Origin of the sequence: Rhizobium sp. RU33A (genome assembly GCF_900156055.1) — a bacterium.
Taxonomy (GTDB): Bacteria; Pseudomonadota; Alphaproteobacteria; order Rhizobiales; family Rhizobiaceae; genus Allorhizobium.
In genome coordinates, this window is sequence record NZ_FTMQ01000001.1 from 1,075,658 (window position 1) to 1,101,627 (window position 25,970).

Annotated in this window: 26 protein-coding genes; 12 read left to right on the top strand and 14 right to left on the bottom strand. The window is 62.3% G+C overall.

Going from position 1 to position 25,970, the window contains the following annotated elements; translation table 11 throughout:
• Positions 1-106 precede the first annotated feature (106 nt).
• The gene (locus tag BW978_RS05220; RefSeq protein WP_076393231.1) at positions 107-514 is read left to right on the top strand and encodes a hypothetical protein; all 408 of its coding nucleotides are present in this window, start codon (positions 107-109) and stop codon (positions 512-514) included.
• Positions 515-522: 8 nt separating this feature from the next.
• Positions 523-780 (top strand): DUF2188 domain-containing protein, encoded by a 258-nt coding sequence (locus BW978_RS05225; protein ID WP_076392803.1) that lies wholly within the window; start codon positions 523-525, stop codon positions 778-780.
• A gap of 92 nt (positions 781-872) precedes the next feature.
• On the opposite strand, the gene BW978_RS05230 is transcribed toward BW978_RS05225, so the two are convergent.
• From BW978_RS05230 to BW978_RS05250, 5 genes are all read right to left on the bottom strand, one after another.
• Positions 873-2,888 carry a methyl-accepting chemotaxis protein gene (locus tag BW978_RS05230; RefSeq protein ID WP_076393233.1) on the bottom strand — a complete coding sequence of 672 codons (2,016 nt, stop codon included), beginning with the start codon at positions 2,886-2,888 and terminating at the stop codon, positions 873-875.
• 228 nt (positions 2,889-3,116) lie between these two features.
• On the bottom strand, positions 3,117-4,133 hold the full coding sequence (locus BW978_RS05235; RefSeq protein ID WP_076392805.1) for a DUF4424 domain-containing protein: 1,017 nt from the start codon (positions 4,131-4,133) through the stop codon (positions 3,117-3,119).
• 91 nt (positions 4,134-4,224) lie between these two features.
• Entirely contained in the window at positions 4,225-4,788 is a 564-nt protein-coding gene (locus tag BW978_RS05240) for a biotin transporter BioY (RefSeq protein WP_076392807.1), read from the bottom strand.
• A 32-nt stretch (positions 4,789-4,820) separates the two neighbouring features.
• The gene (locus tag BW978_RS05245; protein WP_083697482.1) at positions 4,821-5,426 is read right to left on the bottom strand and encodes an energy-coupling factor transporter transmembrane component T family protein; all 606 of its coding nucleotides are present in this window, start codon (positions 5,424-5,426) and stop codon (positions 4,821-4,823) included.
• On the bottom strand, positions 5,420-6,100 hold the full coding sequence (locus BW978_RS05250) for an energy-coupling factor ABC transporter ATP-binding protein (protein ID WP_076392809.1): 681 nt from the start codon (positions 6,098-6,100) through the stop codon (positions 5,420-5,422). Before BW978_RS05250 ends, BW978_RS05245 begins: the two co-directional genes overlap by 7 nt.
• Positions 6,101-6,274: 174 nt before the next feature.
• Between BW978_RS05250 and BW978_RS05255 the strand changes: the two genes are divergently transcribed.
• The 5 genes from BW978_RS05255 to BW978_RS05275 all read left to right on the top strand — a co-directional run bounded on the left by BW978_RS05255 (position 6,275) and on the right by BW978_RS05275 (position 11,347).
• Positions 6,275-7,462 carry a winged helix-turn-helix domain-containing protein gene (locus BW978_RS05255; protein WP_076392811.1) on the top strand — a complete coding sequence of 396 codons (1,188 nt, stop codon included), beginning with the start codon at positions 6,275-6,277 and terminating at the stop codon, positions 7,460-7,462.
• A gap of 34 nt (positions 7,463-7,496) precedes the next feature.
• Positions 7,497-7,913 carry a GNAT family N-acetyltransferase gene (locus tag BW978_RS05260; protein WP_083697483.1) on the top strand — a complete coding sequence of 139 codons (417 nt, stop codon included), beginning with the start codon at positions 7,497-7,499 and terminating at the stop codon, positions 7,911-7,913.
• A 149-nt stretch (positions 7,914-8,062) separates the two neighbouring features.
• Positions 8,063-10,147, top strand: a complete 2,085-nt coding sequence (locus BW978_RS05265; RefSeq protein ID WP_175616844.1) for an autotransporter domain-containing protein — start codon at positions 8,063-8,065, stop codon at positions 10,145-10,147.
• 68 nt (positions 10,148-10,215) lie between these two features.
• Entirely contained in the window at positions 10,216-10,647 is a 432-nt protein-coding gene (locus BW978_RS05270; RefSeq protein WP_076392815.1) for an antitoxin Xre-like helix-turn-helix domain-containing protein, read from the top strand.
• A 1-nt stretch (position 10,648) separates the two neighbouring features.
• Positions 10,649-11,347, top strand: coding sequence for an RES family NAD+ phosphorylase (locus tag BW978_RS05275; RefSeq protein WP_076392816.1), 699 nt, complete (start codon positions 10,649-10,651; stop codon positions 11,345-11,347).
• A gap of 137 nt (positions 11,348-11,484) precedes the next feature.
• Here the strand turns inward: BW978_RS05275 and ribB are convergent, their stop codons facing one another.
• From ribB to BW978_RS05290, 3 genes are all read right to left on the bottom strand, one after another.
• Positions 11,485-12,585, bottom strand: a complete 1,101-nt coding sequence (gene ribB, locus BW978_RS05280; protein ID WP_076392817.1) for a 3,4-dihydroxy-2-butanone-4-phosphate synthase — start codon at positions 12,583-12,585, stop codon at positions 11,485-11,487.
• Positions 12,586-12,594: 9 nt separating this feature from the next.
• Positions 12,595-13,689 (bottom strand): chorismate synthase, encoded by a 1,095-nt coding sequence (aroC, locus tag BW978_RS05285; RefSeq protein WP_076392818.1) that lies wholly within the window; start codon positions 13,687-13,689, stop codon positions 12,595-12,597.
• Between the two features lie 175 nt (positions 13,690-13,864).
• Entirely contained in the window at positions 13,865-16,918 is a 3,054-nt protein-coding gene (locus BW978_RS05290; RefSeq protein ID WP_076392819.1) for a bifunctional diguanylate cyclase/phosphodiesterase, read from the bottom strand.
• A 289-nt stretch (positions 16,919-17,207) separates the two neighbouring features.
• Between BW978_RS05290 and BW978_RS05295 the strand changes: the two genes are divergently transcribed.
• Positions 17,208-17,468 (top strand): DUF1344 domain-containing protein, encoded by a 261-nt coding sequence (locus tag BW978_RS05295; protein ID WP_076392822.1) that lies wholly within the window; start codon positions 17,208-17,210, stop codon positions 17,466-17,468.
• Between the two features lie 40 nt (positions 17,469-17,508).
• Here the strand turns inward: BW978_RS05295 and BW978_RS05300 are convergent, their stop codons facing one another.
• From BW978_RS05300 to BW978_RS05315, 4 genes are all read right to left on the bottom strand, one after another.
• Positions 17,509-18,099, bottom strand: a complete 591-nt coding sequence (locus tag BW978_RS05300; RefSeq protein WP_076392824.1) for a histidine phosphatase family protein — start codon at positions 18,097-18,099, stop codon at positions 17,509-17,511.
• Positions 18,100-18,115: 16 nt separating this feature from the next.
• Positions 18,116-18,934, bottom strand: coding sequence for an enoyl-ACP reductase FabI (gene fabI / locus BW978_RS05305; RefSeq protein WP_006726747.1), 819 nt, complete (start codon positions 18,932-18,934; stop codon positions 18,116-18,118).
• 255 nt (positions 18,935-19,189) lie between these two features.
• On the bottom strand, positions 19,190-20,461 hold the full coding sequence (locus tag BW978_RS05310) for a DnaJ domain-containing protein (protein ID WP_076392826.1): 1,272 nt from the start codon (positions 20,459-20,461) through the stop codon (positions 19,190-19,192).
• Positions 20,462-20,684: 223 nt separating this feature from the next.
• Complete coding sequence (locus tag BW978_RS05315) at positions 20,685-21,095, bottom strand: RT0821/Lpp0805 family surface protein (RefSeq protein ID WP_083697484.1); 411 nt, start codon at positions 21,093-21,095, stop codon at positions 20,685-20,687.
• A 110-nt stretch (positions 21,096-21,205) separates the two neighbouring features.
• Between BW978_RS05315 and pdxH the strand changes: the two genes are divergently transcribed.
• Positions 21,206-21,826 (top strand): pyridoxamine 5'-phosphate oxidase, encoded by a 621-nt coding sequence (gene pdxH / locus BW978_RS05320; protein WP_139330318.1) that lies wholly within the window; start codon positions 21,206-21,208, stop codon positions 21,824-21,826.
• Between the two features lie 15 nt (positions 21,827-21,841).
• Here pdxH and BW978_RS05325 read toward each other — a convergent pair whose 3' ends face one another.
• On the bottom strand, positions 21,842-22,888 hold the full coding sequence (locus tag BW978_RS05325) for a polysaccharide deacetylase family protein (RefSeq protein WP_076392833.1): 1,047 nt from the start codon (positions 22,886-22,888) through the stop codon (positions 21,842-21,844).
• Between the two features lie 306 nt (positions 22,889-23,194).
• On the opposite strand from BW978_RS05325, the gene BW978_RS05330 reads away from it, so the two are divergent.
• From BW978_RS05330 to BW978_RS05340, 3 genes are all read left to right on the top strand, one after another.
• Positions 23,195-24,511 carry a D-alanyl-D-alanine carboxypeptidase gene (locus BW978_RS05330; protein WP_076392835.1) on the top strand — a complete coding sequence of 439 codons (1,317 nt, stop codon included), beginning with the start codon at positions 23,195-23,197 and terminating at the stop codon, positions 24,509-24,511.
• Positions 24,512-24,634: 123 nt separating this feature from the next.
• Complete coding sequence (locus BW978_RS05335; RefSeq protein WP_076392837.1) at positions 24,635-24,844, top strand: type II toxin-antitoxin system HicA family toxin; 210 nt, start codon at positions 24,635-24,637, stop codon at positions 24,842-24,844.
• Between the two features lie 18 nt (positions 24,845-24,862).
• Positions 24,863-25,282 carry a type II toxin-antitoxin system HicB family antitoxin gene (locus BW978_RS05340; protein WP_348529156.1) on the top strand — a complete coding sequence of 140 codons (420 nt, stop codon included), beginning with the start codon at positions 24,863-24,865 and terminating at the stop codon, positions 25,280-25,282.
• A gap of 1 nt (position 25,283) precedes the next feature.
• Here BW978_RS05340 and BW978_RS05345 read toward each other — a convergent pair whose 3' ends face one another.
• On the bottom strand, positions 25,284-25,955 hold the full coding sequence (locus tag BW978_RS05345) for an HAD family hydrolase (RefSeq protein ID WP_076392839.1): 672 nt from the start codon (positions 25,953-25,955) through the stop codon (positions 25,284-25,286).
• Between the last annotated feature and the right edge of the window lie 15 nt (positions 25,956-25,970).

Consider the following 25,970-nt stretch of genomic DNA (forward strand, 5'->3'; position numbering starts at 1 on the left):
CCGGGCGTTTTTCGTTTTGGACGCGCTCCGACATTCGGCAAATGGAACCATCCTGCATTCGCAACGTTTCTTCGGCAACAACACGAACAACGGAAAGGGTATCACCATGGCGTCTTCCAACCTCCAGGCAGAACTTCGTGAACTGCGCGAACAGATGAATGATCTCAAGGACATGATCAGCCGCGAAGCAGGTCGCAGCGGCCGCAACATGCGCAATCGCGCCTCCGAAGCGCTGGACGAAGCAGGTCGCGCGGCTTCTTCCGTGACCGGCTACGACCGCGATGACATCCGCAACCGCGCGTCCGACGTCGTCAACGGTGCCTCGCGCACGGCCCATGTCGTCGCTGACTACGCCCGCGAAGGCGCAGATACGGTCGCTGGCGTGGTTCGCCGTCATCCGGCTGCCGCCACCTCCGCCGGCCTAATCACGCTGGGCATCGTCGGCGGTGTCGTCGGCTACCTGCTTGCCAATTCCACTCCGCCGGCTCGCGACAGCCGCTGGCGCTGGAACTGAGACCAGCCATGGTCAAGGTGACCTATCACGTCGTGGAGCATGACGAGGGTTATGCCTACCGTCTGGGCAACGTCTATTCGGAGCCCTTTCCGACGCACGACGAAGCGGTGGCTGCGGCCCGAAAGGCCGCAGGCGCCCAGCAGCTTGCCGATGGCGACGCCGAAATCAGCTGGCAGGACGCCGAGGGCGAGTGGATCCACGAACATGCGGACGGTGCGGACCGCCCCATGACGGACGTCGTCGATGATGTCGAGGACGACCGGTAGCCTGACTGTTTTGAGTCCAGGCAAAAGAGAAAGCCCGTGGCGCAAGCCGCGGGCTTTCTTGATTCATCTGCAAGGTGGTCGGCGCGCGCCGATCAGAATTCCGTCCAGTCCTGCTTTGCCGGTTCTGAGGGCGCCGCAGAAGCCATGCCGAAGGCGCGGCCGAGCTTTCCGGCGAGCGCACGCGCCGGCGAGAGAGCAGGGGTGTGGGCGGCAGAGGCGGCAGCCGGCTGGCGCGGTGCCGGCCGAGCAGAGGGTGCAGGCGTCGTATGCGCGGGCGCCGTTGTGCGGTGCTGCGTCCGCATAGGCGCGGCCGCTGATGCGCCCTGACCCAGACGGAACTGGGCGAGCAGCGTGTTGAGCGAATCCGCTTCCGCCGCCAGCGTATGGGAGGCAGCCGTCTGTTCTTCGACCATGGCGGCATTCTGCTGCGTGCCCTGGTCCATCGCGGTGACGGCGAGGTTGATTTCCTGCAGACCCGTGGACTGTTCGCGCGCCGCAGTGACGATCGCGCCGACATGGTGGCTGATCTCCTGAACGGCGCTGACGATCTTGTCGAGCTCCGTGCCGGTCTCGCCGACCAGCGCCACGCCATTGCCGACCTGCGCGGTCGACCGCGAGATAAGAGATTTGATCTCCTTTGCGGCATTGGCCGAGCGTTGGGCGAGTTCCCGCACTTCCTGGGCGACGACGGCAAAACCCTTGCCGGCCTCGCCGGCACGGGCCGCCTCGACGCCGGCATTCAATGCCAGGAGATTGGTCTGGAAGGCGATGTCTTCGATCACGCCGATGATGCTGGAGATCGACTGCGAGGACTGCTCGATCTCCGTCATCGCCTGAACGGCGTTCCTGACGACTTCACCGGAGCGTTCAGCACCGGAGCGCGTGCTGTCGACGAGCTGACCGACATCTTCGGCGCGTTTTGCCGTGTCGCGCACGGTCTTGGTGACCTGCTCGACGGCAGCGGCTGTCTCCTCGACAGAGGCTGCCTGCTGTTCCGTGCGCCGCGCAAGATCGTCCGCAGAAGCGCGGATTTCGGCCGCACCGGCATGGATCGCATGGGCGTTGGCGCCCACGGTTCTCAGCGCCGCATGCAGCTTCTCGAGGGACTCGTTGAAGTTGCCACGCAGACTATCGAGATGGGCTGCAAAGGGCTTATCGAGCCGGAACACGACGTCACCTTCCGAGAGTGCCGAGAGCCCCTTGGCGAGTTCGGTCATAGCGAAGCGCACTTCTTCCGCCTCGCGGGCCTTTTCCGCTTCCGCCTTCTGGCGGTCGGCCTCGGCCTGCTCGCGCATCGCGCGGCGCTCGTCGGACATGCGCGCGCTTTCGATCGCCGCATCCTTGAACACCAGCACGGCTTTGGCCATGCGGCCGACCTCATCGCCACGGTCGACGGCGGGCACTTCGACGGCGTGGTCGCCGGCGGCGAGACGGGCCATGGCATCGGTCATGCCGGTGATGGGTGTGACGATGGAGCGGGCAAGCAGCCAGATAAGGCCGACCGCAAACACGCCGGCGACGGCCGCACCGAGGATTAGCGCCAGTTCGAGGGCGAAGTGTGCCGCGTCAAGACGGGCGCGGGTGGCCGTCGTCTCCGTTGCCAGCAAAGTCTTGATGTCGGCGGCCGCAGCGCGGAAGGCATCAAGGGCGCCCGCTGCATCCGAATTGCCGATCGTGGCGATCTCTTCGATCGATGTCTGGCCGGCCTTGCGGGCGGCAATCTGCGGATCGGCGACCAGTTTTGCATAGGTCTCGGCGGCGGACCGCATGGCATCAAGCCGGGCGACGAGCGCATTGTCGCTTGCCGCCAGCGTTTTCGCTTCGGTGATCGCTGTATCGAGGGCCTGGCGCTCGGTGGTCACCGCGGCAAGCGTGCTGTTGCTGCCGAACAGCAGGTAGCCGCGCTCGTTTGCAGCCTGCTCGGCCATGGCGGTCTTCGCGGCATCGACGAGATTGACGATGCGCTGGGCGCGGTCCTGATCGATCAGCGCGGACTTGGCTGTATAGGCCTGGAGGAATACGACGACGGAGGCCAGGAAACATCCGGCCATGATGGTGCAAAAGGTGAGGATCAGCTTTTTGCTGAGCGAAAGATTTTTGAGGAACATGACCATGACTTTCGAGCGCGCGAAAACGGCGGGACAGCCGGAATGCCGGCGTCCAGATGCAGCGGTGACATGATCCGTTCGGGTGTTTGCGCCTCCATCATGGAGTGCTCAGGGGGACACCGGAAGCGATCGATCGGTCGCGATCCTGTCGGAAACGATTTTACAAGCGGTTACCAAGAAATGGGCGAATGATTGCAGTCGCCGAATTTGGTAGCAAATGCGACCATTTTACGGGCCTTGCATGGCAACCTTGTTCGATACCACGAGCAGGATGTTGAGATCCCGTTCGGGATAAAAGTCCTTGGCGCGCATTTCGAACGTGGTCGGACCGGTCTTCTTCACGCCTTCGCCGCAGAAGCTGACGATCGAGTCCGGGTTCAGCTTGTCGATGGTTAGGCGGAAATCGCCAATCGGTCCGTACCAGTTGTTGCCTGTCGTCAGGATGTAGGAGAGCCACTGCTCGAAATAGTAGATCCCGGCATCCGGGTTCTGCTTCTTCTCCAGCTTGATGGCGGCCTTCAGGAAACTGTCATCAACGCAATAGCGCTGCTGGTACTCGGCATAGGCATCCGAGGGCTTGCCATCCCACATGAAGACGAGACCGGCACTCCCGCCGACACTCGGGCGATAGCGATGCTCGACTTCAACGTCTGCGCCGGCCGGGAAGGTCGTCTCCCACCAGTAGATGGATTCGAGTTCCCAGACGGGCACATATTTCGGAGCAGCCTCGCCACCCGTGCCGTAATTGATGTCGGCGATCAGCCCCTTGGCCAGCCAATCCTGGATCACATCGGGTTCCAGTGCCTTTAGGGCTTCCGTCGTCTCCTTGAGGAGAGGCTGCAGCGGGATTTCCTGCTCTTCGACATCATCAGTGAAGTCGATGCCGCGAACGAGCACGCGCTGTTGCAGGTTCGGCTCGATCTCCTCGCCGTCCTGGACGACGGAGAAATCCATGAAATTGTCGCTCTGCTCGTCCGGCACCGCCGACATGATCTCGATCGGCCCGCCGATCTTCGGCATTGGGAAGGCAACGATGGTCGTCACCGGCTTGTTGCTGGTGTTGCGATAGAGGTAATTCACCTCCACCTTTTCCGGCGAAATGTAGAGATCTTCCCGCGCCATGGTGATCTCATTGCTGCGCGTGAAAACGAGACCGCCCGCCTCCAGCGTCGCCATGGTGTCGTTTGCCAGGACTGCGGTTGTGGCGAGGGCCTGCAGAGCGCAGGCCAGCATCAGTGTCGGCATGGTCGTCACGGTTCGAAATCCCCCAGACCCCAGAACGGAAAATGCCACCTTAACGGTGGCATTTCGATTCGTGTACGACGCTTACTGGGTATTATGCGCGGGCCGGCAGAAGCGGGTAGCCGACGAGCACGGCGCGCGCTGCAAGCGTGGCAATCGCTGCCTTGACCAGGTCGCCGGGAATGAAGGCGAGCGAGCCGAGGACGACCTTGTCGAAGGGCGTGCCGGCCGCGACCGAGAGCCAAGGCATGCCGCAGAGATAGACCACGCCGATGCCGCCGACGATGGAGGCAAGGAAGAAGCCGGCCGTCTGCTTGGCGGCCGACTGTCCCTCGCGCACCAGTTTCTCGGCAAGGAAACCGGTGACGAATGTGCCAATGATCCAGCCGAAGATATAGCCGCCCGTCGGTCCCATCAGCACGTTGAGACCGCCACGACCGCCGGAAAGCACGGGCAAGCCGACGGCGACGAGCACGACGAGCAGGGCATAGGCGGCCGCACCGCGCTTCGCCCCGATGATGCAGCCGGCGAGCATGACGCCCATGGACTGTGCCGTGATCGGCACCGGCAGCATCGGGATCGGCACCGGCGGAATGAAGCCGAGCACGGTGATGATCGCGGTGAAGAGGGCGGCGAGCACGATGTCTCTGGTGGTCATTGAACGGGTCCCGGATAAACTTTGAGGGGTTTTTACTGACCCCTAATCCCCCGGGCGTCAATCGCTTCGGCGATCCGATCGGCATCCTTCAACGTCGAAATGATGAGGGGCCCGAGCATGCGCGAGAGCTTCACCGGAATGCCGCGCGCCGCATGCGCCTCCTTCAGCGCTTCGTAGCGCCCGGCAATTTCCGGCACGAAACGGAGCACGAGCCCAAGGGCAAGACCCAGATCGGCCGCCTTCATGAGCCCCAGCCGCTCGAGCGGCCGGGCGAAATCGGTGACCGCGGCCATGAAGTCGGCAATGCTGGTGGAGGCCGTAACAGCAGCCGCGAGCAACAGGATCGCAACGAGCCTGAGCGTGATTACCAGGGCCTCTTGCGGCGACAGCAGCAAGAGATTGACCACAGCGAGAAAGGCAATCGTGAAGAGAACGGGTCTGAGCCGCCGGAAGCCTTCCGACAGGCCGACACCGGTCGACAGATAGAGAGTGCCGGTGGCGATCAGGGCCAGAGCCAGAGCGAGGGGTTGATCGACAAGATAGAGCGCCAGCCCGAAGACCATCAGCCCGACAAGCTTCGGCTTGACGGGGATGCGATGGAGAAGGCTCTGGCCCTCCACATGCAGGCTCGTCAGCATCCGGCGATCTCCCGGTAGCGGGTGATCGCTTCGGTAGCCTCTCCGTCAAAGACGAGCGCCCCTTCGTGGAAGACCAGCACGCGGGAAAAATCCGCCACCAGATCGAGATCGTGGCTGATGACCACGGCCTGTTCGCCCAGCCCCTCGATCGCCGCCTTCACCCGGGTCCGGTTTCTAAGGTCCAACTGGTTGGTCGGTTCGTCGAAGATCACCACGTCAGGACGGTTGACGCAGACAGCCGCGAGCGCTGCAAGCTGCAGCTCCCCGCCCGACAGCTCATGCGGCCGCCTTGTCGCGAGATCGCTGATGCCGAAGCGGGCCAGGACCTCATCCACCAGTCGATCCACCTCGGGAGCCGCAAGCCCCCGCGCCTTCGGCCCGAGTGCGATGTCCTCGCGGATGACCGGCAGAATGATCTGATGGCCCGGGTTCTGGAAGATGAACCCCGTCTTCGCCCGCGCCGCCTTTTCGTCGGTGACGGTATCGAGGCCGTCCAGGGTGACCGTGCCAGAGGACGGTTTTGCGAGCCCCGCAATCAATCGAGCGAAACTCGTCTTGCCGGAACCATTAAGCCCGATCACGCCGATGCGCGGCTCGACGAGCGACAGCGTCAGCGGCTGAAGCGCCACGCGGTCGCCTAAGCGCAATTCGGCCTGATCGAAACGGATGTTCAAGGTGAAGGGTCTCCGAGGGCGGTTTGTGATCCTATAGACCGACAGAGATCATGGTGCCAGAGATCAGTACCTCTTAGGGAATGGCGACTGTGACGCGACCTTTCACGACCATTGGCCACAACCGTTGATTTTCCTTTATTGAACAAACCGCGAACATGCCCTAGCCTCTCCACCATGGCGATTCCCGTCCCCAACACGCTCGCGCGAAAGATCTTCCTGGAACGGCAGGGCCTCTCCCGCTCGCCGACAAAGGCGCTCGGGCGTCAGGGGCTTTATGACCTGATCCATGATCTGGGCTTCGTTCAGGTCGACAGCATCCAGTGGGTCGAGCGTGCGCATCACCAGATCCTTTTCTCCCGCAACCAGACCTATCGGCCCAAAGATCTGCAGCACCTTCTCGAAAAGGATCGCTCGCTTTTCGAACACTGGACACATGACGCCTCGGTCATTCCCTCGGCCTTCTTCCCCTATTGGAAGCACCGCTTCGTCCGACGTGAAGAGCGCATCCGGCAGAACTGGGCGAAGTGGCGAGGGGAGGGCTTCGACCAGGCCTTCGAGGAGACCTATGCCCGCATCCGTGACCACGGTCCGGTCATGGCCCGCGATGTGAAGGCGGAGGACCACAAGTCCGGTGGCTGGTGGAACTGGCATCCTTCAAAGACGGCGCTGGAATTTCTGTGGCATACCGGCAAACTGTCGATTGCCCGCCGCGAAGGTTTCCAGAAGGTCTATGACCTCTCCGAGCGGGTCATCCCCGCTGAACATCACGCAGCCGAAGTCGATCACGAAACTTTCGTCGACTGGGCCTGCCGGGCAGCACTCACCCGACTCGGCTTTGCCACCTCGGGCGAAATCGCCGCCTTTTTCGATATCGTCACTCCCGACGAGGCCAAGGCCTGGGTCGCCGCCCATCGCGATGAGCTGGAAGAACTGCTGCTCGAAACCGTCGACGGCAAGCCGCGCGCCTCCTTTGCCTTCGCTGCCAAGGTTGCATCGCTCCTAGACGCCCCCGAGCCGCCCGCCCGCATCCGCGTGCTCTCCCCCTTCGATCCGCTGATCCGCGACCGGAACCGCACCGAACGCCTCTTTGGCTTCTTCTACCGCATCGAAGTCTTCGTGCCCGAGCCGAAGCGGCAATATGGCTATTACGTCTTCCCGCTGCTCGAGGGCGACCGCCTGATCGGTCGCATCGACATGAAGGCGGAACGCAGGGAAGGTCTTCTCGATGTCCGCCGCCTTTGGCTGGAGCCGGGCGTAAAGCCGACGGCCGGCCGCCTCGACAAGCTGGAAGCCGAATTCCAGCGTGTCGCCCGTTTTGCCGGCATGGAGGCTGTGCGCTTGCAGCCCGGCTGGCTCGGCTGAACAAACACAACCACCATAGACAGAAAGATCCGACGTGACCGACAACAGCGCCTACCGCATCGAACCCCGTGTGCCCGCCGTCGACGACTACATGCGTCTTCGCCTTGAATCCGGCCTCACGCCGTTTGCCCGCGAAGCTGCGGAAAAAGGCCTGCCGAACTCGATCTTTGGCGTCAGCCTGATGCTGGGAGACCAGACCGTCGGCATGGGCCGCATCATCGGCGATGGCGGCTGCTTCTTCCAGGTGACCGACATCGCCATCTTACCGGATCATCAGGGCAGGGGGCTCGCCAAATGGATCATGGCGGCACTCTCCGACTTCATCGCCACGCTGCCGAAGTCCGCCTATGTCAGCCTGATCGCCGACGTGCCCGCCAACCGTCTTTACAGCCAGTTCGGCTTCGACGAGACGGCACCGCGCTCGGTCGGCATGGCGCACCGGGTGATCTGACCATCCAGCGCTGCATGGCATGATTGTCCAAAATATGCATGCAACCTTTGGAGTTGTGAATTGGTCGCAACTCGCACAGTTCTTTCGCATAACCACCGCGCAGGGCCGCCACCGTGCCGCGGGAAAATTCTTTGCGAAAGATGGATTTCATGCGCTCCTTGTCCCCCGCCACGATTGCGACGCATCTGTTTACCCTCCTTTCCGCCTCCGCCCTTTCCCCGTATGCGATTGCAGCGGATTTCGGTTGGGAGCAGATCGCTGATGTCCCCGGATCCACCTCCAATGCAACCGCATTAAGCGCGGACGGCAGCGTCGTGGTTGGTACAATCTCCACGCCTGACGCCATGGGCAATCCCATGGCCACCGTCACCAGCGGCTTTCGCTGGACATCCGCCTCGGGACTGACAAGTGCTGTCGCGGCCCCCTTCGGCTGGACCTCAATGTCAGTTACGGACGTCAACTCCGACGGGTCGGTCTATGTCGGCGCCCTCTTCGGGGGAAGCCCGACGCAAGCCTATCGAACGTCCATAACCGCAGGCACGCAAGATTTGCTCGGCTTCTTGCCAGGCGGCACGTTCTCTCGCGCCACGGGTGTGAGCGGCGATGGAAACGTTGTTGCAGGCTGGGGCACCTCGACCAACGGCAACCGCGCCTTCCGCTGGACCTATGATCCCGTCGCGCTGAGTGGCATCATGGTGGAGCTCGGCACTTCGAATGGACGAGACGCGTTTGCCAACGCGATCAGCCGCGATGGACGTGTCATCGTGGGCGCGCTCCAGGACTCCAGCTTCAGAGGTGAAGCTGCGTACTGGATAGAGAATGATGCCCCGGTCACGCTGGGCTATCTGCCGGGTGGCGACCAATCGACTGCCAACGCTGTAAACAGCGATGGCTCCGTCATTGTCGGAGAGGCGGTGCGGGCAGGCGGCGGGGTCAGCGCCTTCCGCTGGACAGCTGCGAGCGGCCTGGTCGATCTCGGCCGGCTGGGCCTCTTCAATTCCGAAGCCGTTGCAGTCAGCGATGACGGCAACGTCGTCGTCGGGCGCACCGGTCGCATGGACGGCTCGTCTTCCGGGTTCCGCTGGACGGAAGCCAATGGCATGATCACCGTGGACGACTGGTTGCGCCAGAGTGGTGTTGCTCTCTCCGAAGATGTTACGAGCGTCGCCAATGCAGTCTCGGCCGACGGCACGGTCATTGTCGGAATGCTTCGCAACAGCAAGGCCTACATCGCCCGCGGCGCAGCGGCAGACCCATCCGATCCCTCCGATCCCTCCGAGCCATCGGTCCCCGGTCACTCTGCCGGCATCATCGCGGTCGAAGATTACATGCGAAGCTTCAACGGCCTGCCGCGCCATATCTTGGTGCCGCAGCAAGTCGCCGATCTCGCGATGAACGGCGCCAACTCCTCGCCTCTCTTCCATCGTCTGTCGGCGGGCCAGCGCTCGATCTGGGCCACGGGGGACATTGGTGCCGTCAGAAACGAGTTTGGCACAGGCCCGACAGCGACCGGCGAGATCGGTCTCGCCTATGCCCCGACCGACGATGTCACGCTCCGGCTCGCGCTCGGCACCTCCTATTCCAAGGCGGATCTCGATCTCGGTGGCTTCAGCCGGGTTCAGGGGAGCTATGTTCTGCCAGAAGCCAGTCTGGCCTTGGCGCCATCGGTCTATGCGACGCTCACCGGCTTTGCCAGCATTGGCGATTTGTCGATGCGCCGGGCCTACCTCAACGGCACCGGCACCGACATCTCCGAAGGCGAAGCGGACACCCGGACGCTCGGCTTCCGCGCCCGGCTCGACTGGCTCGATGCCTTCGAAGTACAGAGCGTCGCATTTACGCCCTACGCAAGCTTCACGCATCTGACGACGAAGACCGATGGCTATGCCGAGACTGGCGGAAGCTTCCCCGCCCGTTTCGACGAGACGAAAGGCACGTCCAACACGCTGCGCTTCGGTGTTGATGCCCGCCGTGATCTCAGTTCTTCGTTAAGCCTCGTCGGTCGCGGCGAAATCGCCCACCGTTTTGAGGACCAGGCCCCGAACACGCGCGGTGAAATTCTCGGCTTTTCCGGCTTCGATCTCGCTGGCGCGCCGATCGAGCAGACATGGTTGCGCGGCGCGATCGGGGTCCAGACGAAATCGGGGCCGCTGGAGGGACAGTTGATGTTGAATGCCTCGAGCCAGGGTGAGGGAAGCTACTGGCTGAGCGCCAGCACGCGCATCATATTCTGAAACGCCCGCCATTGCGCTCGCCCTCAGATGACTTATATTATCATTGTCATTTGAAGGAGTGATCAAACATGCTGCTCCCAGCCCAGACCTCTCCCGTGGCTGCTTCTCCGCCTCAAGGCTTCTCGATCGAAGCTGACAGGAAACGCCTTTCTGCGACGGCGCTGAAAGCCTTTCGCCGTCTGGTCATTCATTGGGACCTGACCAGCCAGCAGGCGGCGGCGTTGCTCGGTGTCTCGCTCAGCACCTGGGAGCGGTTGAAACCCGAGAGCGTTACGAAAACCCTGAGCCAGGACCAGATGACTCGGATCTCGGCGCTGACTGGCATCTACAAGGCACTGCATCTGCTGTTCGTCGATGCCATGGCCGACCGCTGGCCGATGCTGGAAAATACCGGGCCGCTCTTTGATCGCCGCACGCCCGTCGCTGCCATGATCGAGGGCGGCATCCCGCATATGCTCGAGGTGCGCCGCTACCTCGACGCCGTGCGCGGGGGCCTCTGACTTGGAAGTCGCCGGCGTTCCGGTGTGCACGCTTGCCTCTCCGAAGATCGTGCGTCTCGTCTCTACTGCACGCTTGCGGCAGGCGGTTCTCGCGCCGCTCGCCGATACGGCCGATGAACTTGCCGACCTCGCCGAGATCGAGGCAGCCACGTCGACCCGCATCCAGGCCCAGTCAACAGGCATTTCCGGGCTGGCTGCCAACGAGCTCGTCTACGACGTGCCGCATGCCCATTTCATCAATGCGAGCTTCGCCTATGCCAAGCCGCGCGAACCCAATCGCTTCAACGGTGACACCCGGGGTGCCTGGTATGCCGCGCTTGCCGTCGAAACCTGCCTCGCCGAAATCGCCTTTCACATGACGGAGTTCCTGTCACGAACCGGCGTTTTCGAAGCGGTGGCCGATTATGCGGAAATGCTCTGCAGCACGTCAGGAGAGTTTCTCGACCTGAGGACGCTGCCCGCTCATCCGTCGCTCTCGCCCGAAAAGGCACTCGGCTACCCGGAGGGCAACCGCCTGGCACTCGAAGCCAGGCGCGCAGGGCTGAACGGCATCGTCTACCCGTCAGTCCGCCATGACCGCGGAACCTGCTTCGCCATCCTGCGTCCCGCTGCGGTCCAGTCGGTGCGCCAGGGCGACGTCTGGCGCCTGAGCTGGAAGGGCAGGCCTGAGCCGGTGATAGAGGGTCCCTTCGGGTTTTGAGTTTTTCGGCGGCACTCGGGTCACCCCACCCTCCCCTTGAGGGGGAGGGTCGGACCGCAGGTCCGGGGTGGGGTCGTCAGGCGGCTGTAAGCCGCCCATGGCATCAGTCGAGGGGGGGGGAAGGCCCCGCTCAACCCTCAGACGATTTCGGTCGCTGAAATCTTGATCCCAAACCCTTCAAGACCGACATAGTGGCGCTCGCGCGACGAGAAGAGCCGGATCGAGGTGACGCCGAGATCCTTCAGGATCTGCGCACCGAGACCGATTTCCAGCCACTCGCTTTCGCGCGCCTGGGCTTCCGAGTGATCTTCGCGGTCGTGCTTGCCGCCGCGTGCGGTCGTGGAGACGCCGACACCCACGGAGCCCTCGCGCAGATAGACGATGACGCCGCGGCCCTTGTCGGCGATCCGCTTCATGATGCCGTCGACCTGCCGGTTGGTGCCGAACACGTCCTGGCCGACATGCTCGAGATGCAGGCGAACCGGAATGTCCTCGCCGTCCCGGATATCGCCGAAGACGACGGCGAGATGCTGCATCGGGTCCCAGGGGAGAGAATAGGCGAAGGCCTTGGCTACGCCGTAAGGGGTCTGCAGATCGAATTGGGAGACGAGTTGGATCAGCGTCTCCTTGCGCTGGCGATAGGCGATGAGATCGGCGACCGACACCTGCTTCAAGCCATGCTTGACGGCGAAATCGGCAACCTGCTGGCCACGCGTCACGGTGCCGTCGTCATTGACGAGTTCGCAGATGACACCGATCGGTGGCAGGCCCGCAAGCTTGCAGAGGTCGACGGCAGCTTCCGTGTGACCCGAACGCATGAGAACCCCGCCTTCGCGGGCGACCAGCGGGAAGATGTGCCCGGGGCGCACGAAATCGGCAGGGCCGACATTCGGGTTGGCGAGGTTGCGCACGGTGAGCGTCCGGTCGTCGGCGGAAATGCCGGTCGTCGTGCCATGCTTGAAGTCGACCGAAACGGTGAATGCGGTGGTGTGTGCGCTGTCGTTCTCCGCCACCATGGCCGAGAGGTTCAGGCGCTTGGCCTCCTCCTTCGGCATCGGCGTGCAGACGATGCCCGAGGTGTGACGTACGATGAAGGCCATCTTGTCGGCCGTGCAGTGAACGGCGGCAACGATCAGGTCCCCTTCGTTCTCGCGGCCGTCATCGTCGGTGACAACGACGATTTCGCCGGCTTCAAAGGCGCGGATCGCCTCGACGACGCGCTTCTGGTCATAGCTCATGGGAAGTCCTCATCTGGTCCGGCCGTTCTGGCCGCGGTCTCTCAGGATATGGTCGAGAATGGTGCAGGCGAGCATCGCCTCGCCGACGGGCACGGCGCGAATACCGACGCAAGGGTCATGACGGCCCTTGGTGCGCACATCGACGTCGTTGCCATCGGCATCGATCGACCGCTTCTCGGTCAGGATCGACGAAGTCGGCTTGATGGCGAAACGCGCAACGATCGGCTCGCCAGTCGAAATGCCGCCGAGCACGCCGCCGGCATGGTTCGACAGGAAAACAGGCTTGCCGTCGGCCCCGATCCGCATCTCGTCGGCGTTCTCCTCACCGGTGATCTCGGCCGCCTGGAAGCCGTTGCCGACCTCGACGCCCTTGACCGCATTGATCGACATTAGGCCCGCTGCGATCTCCTGGTCGAGCTTGCCATAGACGGGAGCCCCGATGCCGGCGGGCACGCCTTCGGCGATCACTTCGATGACTGCGCCGACAGAGGAGCCCGCCTTGCGGATGCCATCGAGATACTCTTCGAAGACGGGAACCATCGCAGCATCCGGGCAGAAGAACGGGTTCTGGTCGACCTGCGCCCAATCCCAGTTGTCGCGGTTGATCTTGTGCGTGCCGATCTGCACCAGCGCGCCGCGAATGGTGACGCCCGGCATGGCAAGGCGGGCCAGCGCACCAGCGGCCACACGGGCTGCCGTCTCGCGAGCGGACGATCGTCCACCGCCACGATAATCGCGGATCCCGTATTTCAGTTCATAGGTGTAATCGGCATGGCCGGGACGATAACGCTTGGCAATATCGCCATAATCCTTGGAGCGCTGGTCGGTATTCTCGATGAACAGCGAGACCGGCGTGCCAGTCGTGATCATCGTGCCGTCTTCCTGCGGCATGACGCCGGAGAGCACCTTGACGATATCGTCTTCGCGCCGCTGGGTGACGAAGCGCGACTGGCCAGGTTTGCGCTTGTCCATGAAGACCTGCAGGTCCTCCTGGGCGAAGCGTACACCCGGAGGGCAGCCGTCGACGACCGCGCCGAGCGCCGGCCCGTGGCTTTCGCCCCAGGTGGTGACGCGGAAGAGATGACCGAAGGTATTGTGCGACATGCGTATGCTACCGTCCCATTCTCGCCTCCCGGAACGTCTTCCGGCGGGCCCTGCCTTGGATGGCGTCACTCATAGAGCAAATTGACAATTTCTGTGAAGCGCTTTTGCGCTGCGAGCCGCCGATTTGCGACGACACAGTGTCACCACGGGCGGCATGATCCACCGCCGCGTGTGCTCAAGACGCCTTGCGCTGCGGCAGGCGGTCGACGAAGCGGGTGAAATCCTCAAAGGAGAGCGGCTTGGCGAAGGCGTAACCTTGCAGGTAGTCGCAGCCGAGCTGGCGCAGAATGCCGGCGTGCTCCTGCGTTTCCACGCCTTCCGCCACGGTCTCGATGCCGAGCGAACGGGCGATCTCGACGATGTTGCGCACGAGGCTCCGTTCCTGCGGCTGCACGGTGACCGGCATGACCAGCTGGCGGTCGATCTTCAGCCGCTTCGGCTTCAGCTTCAGGAGCGATACGATCGAGGTGTGGCCGGTGCCGAAATCGTCGATTTCGATGTCGATTCCCAGCGCCTTGATCTTCTCGATATTGTCGGAGGCAAGTGTGTCGCTATCGTCGAGGAAGATCGACTCCACCAGCTCGAAACAGATCGAACCGGGCGTGATCGCAAGCCCCTTCAACTGATCGATCAGGTTGTCGTCATGCAGACGCTTGGAGGACACGTTGACCGAAATCCGAGGCACCTGCATGCCGAGCGCCGTCCAGCGCATCCGGTCCTTGAGCGCGGTCTGCAGCACCAATTCGTCGATGCGTGCCATCACGTTCAGGTCTTCGGCGACCTTCAGGAAGTTACCAGAGGCGAGGATGCCGCGGTCCGGATGGCGCCAGCGGACCAGGGCTTCCGCGCCACAGAGCTGCATGCTGGAGGCCTCGAATTGCGGCTGGTACCAGACGATGAATTCGTCACGGTCGAGGCCGGCCAGCATGTCGTCGGCCATGCGCTTCTTGGCGACGATATTCGCTTGCAGGTCCGGCGTGAAGAACTCGTAGCAGTTCCGTCCCTTCTCCTTGGCCTGATAGAGGGCGATGTCGGCATTGATCAGGATCTTCCGCGCATCGGGGGCCGGCCCTTGTGCCTGCGCGATGCCGATTGACACGCCGCAGCGACAGTCGAAGCCTTCGAAATCGAGCGGCTGCCGCATCTCCTCTATGATCTTGGTCGCGAGTGCCGCCAGTTCCTCGACGGTGGTTTGGCGGCGGGCCAGAACGACGAACTCATCGCCGCCGATGCGGGCGACGAGATCGCCGCGCGGCACGTGCTTCATCAGGATGCGTGAGGCATGCACCAGCATGGCGTCACCAGCCGCATGGCCGAGCGTGTCGTTGATTTCCTTGAACCGATCGAGGTCGAGATGCAGGATCGCGAACTTGGAAGCCTGCCGGTCGCCGCTGCGCCCCACCGTGTCGAGCTCGAGGTCGAGCTTGCGGCGGTTGGCAAGCGAGGTCAAAGGATCGTGCAGAGCGTTGAACTCGATGCGGTTCTTGGCGAGCTCAAGCTCGATGTTGCGCATGTCGGTTTCCGCCTTGGCGTTCCGAAGCTGCTCGGCGAGCAGGGCGTCGGCCGTCACGTCGAAGGCGATGCCGATCATTTTCTTCTTGCCATCTCGTCCGATATGCGGTTGCCCGACGGAGCGGATATAGCGCATTTCGCCGTTCTGCAGGACCACTTTTTGTGTGGTGTTGAGCACTTGGTCGAGCGTGGCGGCCCGCTTGCTGGCAAGCTGGATCTCGCCGCGTTCGTCGGGATGGAGGCGGGACAGCCAGAGATGCTCGGTCACGGGCTTGTCGCTGTAGGGTATGCCGTAGAGCTGGTGCATGCGCTCGTCCCAGATGGCGCTCCGTGTCACGGGATCGCCTTCCCAGGTGCCGCAATTGTAGGAGCCAAGCGCCAGATCCAGGCGCTGCGAAGCTTCCGCCAACTGGTGCTCGCGGCTTGAGAGTTCCTCAAGGGCAAGCTCCAGCTCGGCGTTCTTGATGTCGCTGTTTTCCTTCGCGCGGCTCAGCGACTGGGTGACCAGCGTATCGGTCGTCACGTCGCAGACGATGCCGGTGATGCTGCCGTCGCTCGTGCGGGCGCCAACCGAGCGCAGATAGCGGAAACTGTCGTCGGAGAGCGGAACGCGGTAGCTGATGTCCCATTGGTCGGCGGTCGCGGCGACCGCGGCGTCGAAATAGAGTTGTTCGGCGCGGCCGATATCGTCGGCATGCAGCGATGCGAACCAGTCCGCCAGTCGGTCTTCCTCATCCTTAAGGCTGTTGGGCAGGCCATGCAGGCCGGCACTGCGGCTGTCCCAGATCAGCGCATGGGTCGAGGCGTCGATCTCCCAGATGCCGATATTGGAGGTTTCCAACGCGAGCTGAAAACGCTGCGACAGTTCGAGCAGCCGCTGTTCGCGACCCCGCAGACGCTTGATGTTCAGGTTGCGCTCGCGCAGCAGGAAGAGAGCGAGCAGCACGCAACTCGTCATCGCGACGACCCCCGCCAACACCAGGAGGCGGCTGGGCAAGAGCCTGTTCATCGCCGCATCCCAGCCATCGGCCGGCACGCCATACAGATTGTAGCTCAGATACGCGTCGGCAGACGCGGCACTGACGGGGTTGTCATCGAAAATCGACTCGTCACCGAAGACTTCATCGGTGCCATCGGCGGATGACATTACGACGGCGACCTTGGTGTGGTCATGCCCTTCATGGTGTGGCACATCGACTTCGGTCAGCAGTCCGTGATGTTCGAAGAAGCGGTCAGCGTCGATGTCGACGACCAGTGAAATCCACTCCGTATTCGACTGCCAGGAGACAGGAGGCACCGGGATATCGATACTGATACGCCGTTGATTCCTGGTGACCTTCGGCGTGAAGGCCATCCGGCCGGGGTCGTCGAGGCTTGCAAGACGAATGCTGTCAAACTGCGGATTGTCGGCGATCAGGCGGCTGATTGTCCGGTTGAACTCCATCGGAGACATCATCCCGTCATCGGCGATGTCGTCCGCCAGGGACAAGGCAAAATTGATGTCGTGATCCAGATGGGTCTTGATGTCGGACTGCACACGCAGCAGGCGATCCAGTATGCCGTACTCGATGCGCCCCTTCTCGGTGAGGGCGGTCTGGCGGTCGATCATCAAGCCGGCGGACACGATGAGCACGCTCAGCACCGCAGCACCGATCAGCCAAAGCATGCCGTTGCTCAGCAGCCTGTCGGCACGCGTGTCCGTCGTCAACTTGCGCAAGTGTAAGCTTCCCCTGATCCCGATTGCGCTAAGCCTATGGGTCTGCGGTTAATTTAGGATTTCGTCAGGGGCAGGTTTTTTCATCGTGTCGCGGTTTATCGGTCGCGCGGCAGGCATCGATCAAGGCACGAGCCCGCAGTTTGTCGGGGACAGCGGCGAACGCGCTTGATCCCGGTTGCCCTTCGGGTCCACAATCCCCCGAAATGACATTGTCAGGGGCGAATTCCGCCACATTCAGGAGGCTAGTTTGCAGTCGTTTTCAGCAGTGATTTGGTCGAGGGTGGTTCGCATGCGTGTCGTTATATCCCTGCTTCTTGCCACCGCGGGCTTTCTGTCACCGGTCAGCGTCTATGCCGGCAGCGCCGATGTGGAATCCACCATTCGTGATGTGAACATCGACGGCATGAGCCTCGTTCTCGATGACGGCAAGACCTATGCCGTTCCCTCGGAATTCAACTTCGAGGGTCTTGAGCCAGGCCAGAAGGTCATCGTCTTCTACACCGAAGTGGACGGCAAGCGTGTCGTCGACGATCTGGAAGTTCTGCAGTAACAAGCGTGGGGCAGCCCTTAAGGTGCGGCCCGTCGGGATCTCAGATCCAGCCTATCAGTTTCTGGTCGCGATTGATTTTCAGGATGCGGTCCTGCGGGATGTTCATCTCGCAGGCCTCGTCCTCACTGACATTGCCAATCAGCCGGAAGCAGCTGCGAATGACGCCGCCATGGCTGACGCAGACAGTCGGTCGCTCGACGGAGGTGAGCCAGGCGCCGATCCGCCATGAGAGGATCTCATAGCTTTCCGCATCGTCGCCAGGCGGGATGAAGCCCCATTTGTGACGCGCGCGTTCTTCCACCCGCTCTGGCGAGACCACGGCCAGTTCCGGCAGCGTCGAGCCTTCCCAGTCACCAAAGGAGAGTTCCTTCAGCCGGTCGTCCATCCGGTAGTCTTGGGGCGGCAGCCCCATGGCGGTGCGCACCCGTTCCATTGTGTCGCGCGTACGTCCGAGCGGGGAGCTCACAAAGTCGAAATCCCCGGCGCGGTCTCCGAGGATTTCACCGAGCTTGCGCCCGTTTTCAGTCGCCTGCTGCCGACCGGTGTCGTTAAGGCCGATATCCTTCTGGCCCTGCATTCGGCCCTCGGCATTCCAATCAGTCTGGCCGTGGCGGATCATGTAAATGAGCACGGCGCAGTCTCCGAATTCAGTCTTTGCCGAGAACGATGTCGGGCGCGTCGACCGACTTCATGCCGACCGTGTGATAACCGCAGTCGACATGATGCACTTCGCCGGAAACGCCGGTGGAGAGGTCGGACAAGAGATACATGCCCGACTTGCCGACTTCGTCGGTTGTCACGTTGCGCTTCAGCGGTGAATGATACTCGTTCCACTTGAGGATGTAGCGGAAGTCGCCGATGCCGGAAGCCGCGAGTGTCTTGATCGGGCCGGCCGAGATGGCGTTGACGCGGATGCCGCGGCCGCCCATGTCGACGGCGAGATAGCGCACGGACGCCTCGAGTGCGGCCTTGGCAACGCCCATGACGTTGTAATGCGGCATGACCTTCTCAGCACCGTAATAGGTGAGCGTCAGCAGCGAACCGCCATCATTCATGATCTTTTCGGCACGCGCCGCAACGGCGGTGAAGGAATAAACGGAGATATCCATCGTCCGGGCGAAGTTGTCGCGCGTCGTCTCGATGTAACGGCCAGTCAGCTCGTCCTTGTCGGAAAAGGCGATGGCATGCACGACGAAGTCGATCTTGCCCCACTTGGCTTCGATGTTGTTGAAGACGGCGTCGATGCTTTCGAGATTGGTCACGTCGCAGTCGCCGGCAAGAAAGGCATCCAGCTCCTGTGCGAGCGGCTCGACACGCTTCTTCAGCGCGTCGCCCTGCCATGTGAGGGCAATCTCGGCACCCTGGTCACGACAGGCCTTCGCGATGCCCCAAGCGATGGAGCGATTGTTGGCGACACCCATGATGACGCCGCGCTTGCCTGCCATAAGGCCGGAACCCTGAACCATATCGAGACCCTTTAAGACGTTCGGTGGAGTTGCCTATGGCATAGGCCGATCCGGGGTTCAAGATTGCAGGCTCAGATCAACGGGACACGGCCCCGACATCCATCACAACTGTCAGAAATCACTCATTTAGCAGGCGGAAATCTGCTGGGCTGACACTCAACGATTGCTGCCGGGCCCAAACGACAGGCTCGCCGAGAATGCTGTGCACAAGAGGAGATCGAAACCTGGATACCTGTCCACCAGGATCCAAGGGGCTCAGATATAGAGCCCTTCGCGCATCAGCCGCATCAGGTCCGTGACCTTCTCGTCCGGCTTTTCCCAGAGCATCACGCGCAGCTCGACGACAAGCGCGCCACGGCCGCCTTCGCTATTGGGAAGGCCGAGCTCGTCGATTCGGATGACCTGATCGGAGTTCGACCAGGCGGGGACCGTGACGGGCACCATGGTCCCGTCAGGTCCTTCGACCTGAGTCTCGCAGCCCAGCACGGCGTTTTCGAGTGTGATCGGCAACACAGTGCGGATATCGAACTGGTCGACAGCAAAGCGATCGGCGCGCAGCACCTTGATCGTCACCGCGACATCGCCGCGCTGCAGGCCCTGGAACTTCAGCCCCTGACCCTTGAGGCGCACGACATGGCCCTCGGTCACACCGATGAGCGGCACGCGCACTTCGCGTCCGTCATTCAGGGTGATCGACACGGATTTCTGCTCGAGCAGGTCGGCGATCGCGACCACCGCATCAGCAAAGATATCGGGTGCTTTTTCCGGCAGCGGCGGCGGGGCGCCGCGCAGGCGACGCACCAGCGAACTGAAGAGCTCGATTGGCGCGAGCAAAGGCGATGCCGGCGGCTTCAGCGGTATACCCTCCTGAAGCTCTGCGGCCTCCTGCTCGCGGCGCAGGCTTTCAGCAGCTGCAGCCGCTTCCGGGCTGTCGCCAAAGATGCGGGAAACGGTTTCCTCGGGTCCTGAGGCTGTTCCGCCGACGGTGGCACTCGGACCCGATGCCGGGCCAGCGGTTGCGCCTGATGCAGCAGTCTTGTTGGTGGCGGTCGCCGATGCGGTCTCGGCAGTAGCGTCCTTCGCACCAGCATCGGCCTGAGCTTTGGTCTTTGCCTCTGCAGCCTGTTGCCTTTCGGCTCTCGCCTTTTCGGCCTGTGCTGCCTGGGCCGCATCCGCCTTGGCCTTTTCCGCCTCGGCACGTGCGAGCTCTTCCAGCACGCGCTCGGCATTCGCCTTGGCCTGCTTGGCTTTTTCCGCCGCCTCGCGCGCTGATTGGCGCTGCTGCATGATCGTCTGTTCGCGTTCCAAGGCTTCGACCTTCATGCGCTGTTGATCATATCGGCTTCGCTTGGCCGGATCCTTGAGCACTTCATAGGCGCGGCCAATCTCGGCAAACCGGTTGTGAGCGTGCGGATCGTCGCGGTTCTGGTCCGGATGCACGGACTTTGCCTTCGTGCGCCATGCCGCCTTGATCTCGTCTGAGCCGGCATCGCGCTTCACGCCAAGGATCGAATAAAAATCTCGCATCGAGGACACCAACACACCTCAGGCGGAAAAGGTCCCTTCATCGGGCCCGTCCGCAAAACTTTTCTGCCGTCCTGCTGAATTCATGCAGATCCGGACGTTACAGTCTCCGGAACCGTTGCATGCCATATGCTAATCGAAGGTTAGCTGTCGGCCGGCAGCGCGACCTCATTCTTCCGGTTTGCTTAAGCAATTCTTTCGAATGCGACCGAAATCGATCCGCCGTTTACGATTGGCGGTCGAAGCTCAACAGCTGCCAATTGCCGGTACCAGACGTGCACGTCTTGCCGGAAAAGTAAGCAATGCCTTCATAGGAATGTCGGGTCGTCGAGAAATTGCGGCAGATGACGCCGTCGCCTTTCTCTTCCTGGATGGCAGTCACGACACCGGCGCTGCCTGTCGTCGCATTCGCCCAGGGGAGGGGCTTGCCTTCGGTCTTGCTGAGATCGGCTGACGAGACAGCGCTCTGCACGGTGAGCTCGTCGGAACGGCTGGTGGTATTGCCGCTCTTCACGACCGTTGACGTGGAGATCGAACTGTCGACCGTATCGGAGCCGAACAGGTCCATGCTGCTGCCGAAGCAACCGCTGAGCGGAAGTGTCGCAGAGATGACAAGCAAGATAGAGCTTCTACGCATGCACCAACCCTTTGTCCGCTCGACCGATTTTGCTATGTCTGCCAAGGGGCCTGCGATCCAGTGCTTCGTCATCGACGGCCAATATGCATATCGGGAGCATTTTACACAATATGTCAGATATCGGGTTAACAACTGGTGACTTCACCGAAGAGAGCGAACCCTTTGCGCTCTTCGCCACCTGGCTGAAGGATGCCGAGGCCTCGGAGATCAACGATCCCAATGCCGTGGCGCTCGCCACCGTCGATGCGGATGGTCTGCCAAATGTCCGTATGGTGCTGCTCAAGGGTTTCGACGTCAGGGGTTTCGTTTTCTACACGAATTTCGAGAGCCAGAAGGGACAGGAAATTCTCGGCCAGAAAAAGGCGGCAATGTGTTTTCATTGGAAATCGCTGCGCCGCCAGATCCGCCTGAGGGGCGAAGTCGAGGTGGTTTCCGACGAGGAAGCCGACGAATATTACCAGTCCAGGCCGCTTGGCAGTCGGATCGGTGCCTGGGCTTCGAAGCAGTCCCGTCCGCTTGAAGGTCGCTTTGCTCTGGAGAAGGCGGTTGCCGAATACACCGCGAAATATGCGCTCGGAAACGTGCCCCGTCCGCCCCATTGGTCGGGCTTCCGCATCATCCCGCGCTCGATCGAATTTTGGCACGATCGCAAGTTCCGGCTGCACGACCGCATCGAGTTCCGCCGCGACGCGGAAGGCGACGGCTGGTCGAAGGTCCGGATGTATCCCTGATCAGGGGGGAGGGGCTCACCCGCCGACAAGCTTCGACGGCAGCCCCGACGCCAGCGCCTCGACATAGCGCGGCTTCTGATAGAGCCCGTTGAGCGAGATCCGCGGCAGAAGCTGCGGGCTCGCCATCGAGGCCGGCGTCAATGTGCCCGGCCGTGTGGTCACTGACAGCTTGAAGCCCGCCCAGTCGGCATAGCCTGCCGTCCGGACAGTGGCGCTCCGCGCATCGCCGTAAGGATAGGCGAAGGTGACGGGCCGCGTGCCGCTGATGCCTGCGACATATTCGGCGCTCTCGTTATACTCCTGCAACAAGGCCTCGTCGTTGAGATCGGCGAGACCGCGATGGCTCACGGTATGCGCGCCGTAGGAGACGAGAGGGTTCTTGGCGAGGGCGGCCAGCTCCTCCCGATCCATGACAGTTTCGGAAACCAGCGCATGCGGGTTGATACCGGCAGCATTCGCCGCCGCATCGAGTTGCGCCACTCCCTTCGCTTCGTCCCCCGCCATCAGCAGGCGCGCGGCGGCGGCGAATGCGGCACACTTGGCGGCCGTCGAGCTGCAGTCGATGTCGATCCGCCCTGCCGGCAGGCAGAGCGCCACTCTCTGCCGCGCCGCGATCAGGGCCGCGAGCGTATCCCACCACATCGTGTGGCTGCGCTCCGAAAGCCCCTTGCAGACGAAGATGGTGAAAGGGACCCCGTGACGCTCGAAGACCGGCAGGGCATGGTCGCGATTGTCGCGAAACCCGTCGTCGAGGGTGAAGACGGCAAAGGGCTGTCCGCCTTCGGGTTCGGCAAGGACCGCCGGCACCTCGTCCAGACGGAGGAAGCGATAGCCACGCGCGGTGAGCGTCCGGATCGCTGCGTCGAGGAAGTCGGGCGTGATGTCGAGATGCCGGTTCGGCTGGAATGGTCTGGCATCGGCCGGCCGGACATGATGCAGCGTGAAGATCACCCCGCGGCCCCGCAGGCCCCCCGCCAGCCCGAGTCGCGACAACAGAAAGGACGCCTCCAGCCCCCCCGTGATTGCCGCGCGCCTGATCTGCTGCTTGATCCGTCCTGCCATAGTCCTGCCTGAAAACAACTTTGTCACAATGCCGCCAAGGCTAGCCCGGAGTCCTTAAGCGAGGTTCAACGGTATCTATCGCTTTTTTGTCATCGTTCGTGAGGACAGGGTGCCAGCTTTCGCCCTTTGGATTAACCATCTGTTGACCATGATCGGGCGACCTTCTGTGGATCGATGGTTGCATTTGATTCCGATCGGCTGATTGTCGCCCCATTCTTGCCATAGGGGCTCAACCTCAAGACGGCGGATCGATCGAATCGAACCAGTCGCAGTCATCATTGAAATCCGGGCGGCATTGGAGTTTTCATGAGCAAGTTGTTGATCGCGTTCTCGTTTTGCGTGGCGATCCTTACCCTCTCGACGACTGCCCATGCAGGAAGTGCCCAGCTTCTCCTCGATGCCCGGACCGGCGAAGTCCTCGCCTCCGAAAACGCGGACGTGCTCAATCACCCGGCGTCGCTGACCAAGATGATGTCCGTCTACATGGTCTTCGACGCGATCAAGGCCGGCAAGCTCAGCTGGGACAGCCCCGTTCCCTTTTCGAAACACGCCGCCTCCCGCCCGCCGACCAAACTTTTCGTCAAGGCAGGCGACAGCATCACCGTCCGCGAAGCCGTACTCGCCATGATCATCCGCTCCGCCAATGACGCCTCGGCGGCGATCGGCGAGAAGATCGGCGGCAGTGAAGAGGGCTTTGCAGCTCTTATGACGCGCAAGGCCCGCTCGCTCGGCATGATGAACACCACCTTCTTCAACGCATCCGGCCTGCCGCATGCGCAGCAGTTTACCACCGCCCGCGACATGTCGACCCTCGGTGTTGCCCTGATGCGCGACTTCCCGAAGGAATACGAGCTCTTCGCCACCAAGAGCTTCAAGTTCCGCGGCAAGACGATCAACGGTCACAACAACCTCATGTATCGCTACAAGGGCATGGACGGGATCAAGACCGGCTATACAAATGCGTCGGGCTTCAATCTGGTCAGTGCCGTTGAGCATGATGGTCGCCGCGTCATCGGCGTCGTCTTGGGCGGCCGCACGGCTGCCAGCCGCGACAAGATCATGGAGCGTTTGATCGACGCCAACATCAAGAAGGCCTCGACCGGCCAACAGCTTCTGGTCTCCCGTTCGACCGGCGTGCAGATGGATCTCGCCCGCCTCGGCGACGAGGTGCCGGTTCCGGCTTCCCGCCAGTCGGCGCTGGCCGCCGTGCAGGGGCTCGCCGGAGCCACAGGGACCGCGACGCCGGGCACCGCCTCGGCTTATGCGCCATCGTCACAGGCTGGAACCGCAGACCTTGTTGCGACACCGGCAAGCCGCTTTGCTGCCGTCGACCCGCAGCAGACCGCCAGCACGCCCTCGACGTCTTTCGAACGCAGGTGGCAGGTCCAGATTGCCGCCGCGACATCCGCCCAGGCAGCCATGGACTTGCTGTCCCAGGCCCGCCAGAAGGTCGGTGGCCCGCTTCAGGGTCTCGACACCTATACCGAAATGGTCAGCCGCAACGGCATCACCTTCTACCGTGCCCGTTTCACCGGATTCGAGACCAAGGAAGCGGCCCGTGCGGCCTGCGACAAGCTGGTCCGCCAGCGCTACGACTGCGTCCTGATGCCCGCGCGGGGATGACTGTCCGCTCGGAAACCCTAGAATGCTAGAGCTTTCGTAACCTCCGGCTTGCGCTAACGTAGCCGAGCAGGCAGCGATACTTGATAGCTGCGTCGATTTGTGTATAAATACACAAGGTGCGACATGGGTTCAAAACATGCGCCGCTGACACCGAGAGAGGTGGACCGTATGCTCCGCACCGATGGCTGGTCCATCAAGCGAAAAGGGCCGGGTGATCATGTTCAATACGCCCACACGGAAAAGCCAGGTAAAGTTACTTTGGACATGGGCGTCCGGGAAATCCCGACCGGCACCTTGCGATCCATCTTCAAGCAGGCTGGATGGGAGTGGTAGCGCCCGGCACGAGGGGGAATGACGATGCCTTTCGCACATGCTGTGATGCATGAAGAAAACGGCGTCTTCGGCATTTCTTTTCCCGATTTTCCTGGCTGCACTACGGGCGCCGATAGCGAGGAAGAGGCTATCCGTAAGGCCGACGAGGTCTTGACCTTTCATGTCGCCGGTATGCTGGAAGACGGCGAAGTGCTGCCGGTCAGAAGAAGCCTCAAGGAGCTGCTCTCGGATCCGGAGGCCAAAGAGGGGCTGGCCAAAGGCGTGCTGTTTCTGGCGCGCTACGAATTGCCCCGGAAATCCGTGCGGATCAACATCTCCATGGATGAGACGCTGATCGAGGCAATTGACCGCGCCGCCGAGCATGCCAATCAGTCGCGCTCCGGATTTCTGGCTGATGCCGCACGCCAGCGAATTCGTGACCTCCTGAAGGCCGAGTGAGCTACCCCACCTCCACCACCGCAAAGAACGGCATGCACTCGGTCAGATCCTGCGCCACAAACGCGCAGAGTGCCTCGATCTCCTCAGTCGGCGCCAGCAGGTTCGGCACCATCACCGCCATCATCCCGGCAGCATGGGCAGAACGGATGCCGTTGTGGCTGTCCTCGAGTGCCAGGCAATCCTGCGGCGCCACGCCCAGCCGTTCGGCAGCCACCAGATAAGGATCCGGCGCCGGCTTGCCTCGGGCATAGTCGCCTTGCGCGACCACCGCATCGAAGCGTCGATGCAGGTCGAAGCCCGCAAGATGATGTTCAACCTGGTGATGCGCTGAGGAGGTGGCGATGGCACGCGGCAGGCCAAGCGTATCCAGCAGGTCGAGCATTTCGACCACGCCTCTCTTCAGCCTGAGATCTTTCTCCAGAAGTGTGTGGAAATGCTCGAGCCAGAGAACCCGGAAGCCATCCGCGTCGAACTCCGTGCCCCAGTTCCGCTTGAAGAGCGCCGCGATGCCAGCCCAGGGCTGGCCCATCATGCCCTCATAGACGCGCTCGTCGATCGGCAGGCCCCATTCGCGCGCCGCCGAAATCACCGAGGCGCGGTAGTGGATCTCGGTATCGAGCAGCAAGCCGTCCATGTCGAAGACGACGGCCTTGGGCGGACGGGGAAGCGTCAAGTGCTTACCTTTTCA

What these genes read in the sequence shown, in the direction of transcription:
- BW978_RS05220 (WP_076393231.1), top strand. Translation starts at nt 107, where the DNA reads ATGGCGTCTTCCAACCTCCAGGCAGAACTTCGTGAACTGCGCGAACAG.
- BW978_RS05225 (WP_076392803.1), top strand. Translation starts at nt 523, where the DNA reads ATGGTCAAGGTGACCTATCACGTCGTGGAGCATGACGAGGGTTATGCC.
- BW978_RS05230 (WP_076393233.1), bottom strand. Translation starts at nt 2,888, where the DNA reads ATGTTCCTCAAAAATCTTTCGCTCAGCAAAAAGCTGATCCTCACCTTT.
- BW978_RS05235 (WP_076392805.1), bottom strand. Translation starts at nt 4,133, where the DNA reads ATGCCGACACTGATGCTGGCCTGCGCTCTGCAGGCCCTCGCCACAACC.
- BW978_RS05240 (WP_076392807.1), bottom strand. Translation starts at nt 4,788, where the DNA reads ATGACCACCAGAGACATCGTGCTCGCCGCCCTCTTCACCGCGATCATC.
- BW978_RS05245 (WP_083697482.1), bottom strand. Translation starts at nt 5,426, where the DNA reads ATGCTGACGAGCCTGCATGTGGAGGGCCAGAGCCTTCTCCATCGCATC.
- BW978_RS05255 (WP_076392811.1), top strand. Translation starts at nt 6,275, where the DNA reads ATGGCGATTCCCGTCCCCAACACGCTCGCGCGAAAGATCTTCCTGGAA.
- BW978_RS05265 (WP_175616844.1), top strand. Translation starts at nt 8,063, where the DNA reads ATGCGCTCCTTGTCCCCCGCCACGATTGCGACGCATCTGTTTACCCTC.
- BW978_RS05270 (WP_076392815.1), top strand. Translation starts at nt 10,216, where the DNA reads ATGCTGCTCCCAGCCCAGACCTCTCCCGTGGCTGCTTCTCCGCCTCAA.
- ribB (WP_076392817.1), bottom strand. Translation starts at nt 12,585, where the DNA reads ATGAGCTATGACCAGAAGCGCGTCGTCGAGGCGATCCGCGCCTTTGAA.
- aroC (WP_076392818.1), bottom strand. Translation starts at nt 13,689, where the DNA reads ATGTCGCACAATACCTTCGGTCATCTCTTCCGCGTCACCACCTGGGGC.
- BW978_RS05295 (WP_076392822.1), top strand. Translation starts at nt 17,208, where the DNA reads ATGCGTGTCGTTATATCCCTGCTTCTTGCCACCGCGGGCTTTCTGTCA.
- fabI (WP_006726747.1), bottom strand. Translation starts at nt 18,934, where the DNA reads ATGGTTCAGGGTTCCGGCCTTATGGCAGGCAAGCGCGGCGTCATCATG.
- BW978_RS05310 (WP_076392826.1), bottom strand. Translation starts at nt 20,461, where the DNA reads ATGCGAGATTTTTATTCGATCCTTGGCGTGAAGCGCGATGCCGGCTCA.
- BW978_RS05315 (WP_083697484.1), bottom strand. Translation starts at nt 21,095, where the DNA reads ATGCGTAGAAGCTCTATCTTGCTTGTCATCTCTGCGACACTTCCGCTC.
- pdxH (WP_139330318.1), top strand. Translation starts at nt 21,206, where the DNA reads ATGTCAGATATCGGGTTAACAACTGGTGACTTCACCGAAGAGAGCGAA.
- BW978_RS05325 (WP_076392833.1), bottom strand. Translation starts at nt 22,888, where the DNA reads ATGGCAGGACGGATCAAGCAGCAGATCAGGCGCGCGGCAATCACGGGG.
- BW978_RS05330 (WP_076392835.1), top strand. Translation starts at nt 23,195, where the DNA reads ATGAGCAAGTTGTTGATCGCGTTCTCGTTTTGCGTGGCGATCCTTACC.
- BW978_RS05335 (WP_076392837.1), top strand. Translation starts at nt 24,635, where the DNA reads ATGGGTTCAAAACATGCGCCGCTGACACCGAGAGAGGTGGACCGTATG.
- BW978_RS05340 (WP_348529156.1), top strand. Translation starts at nt 24,863, where the DNA reads ATGACGATGCCTTTCGCACATGCTGTGATGCATGAAGAAAACGGCGTC.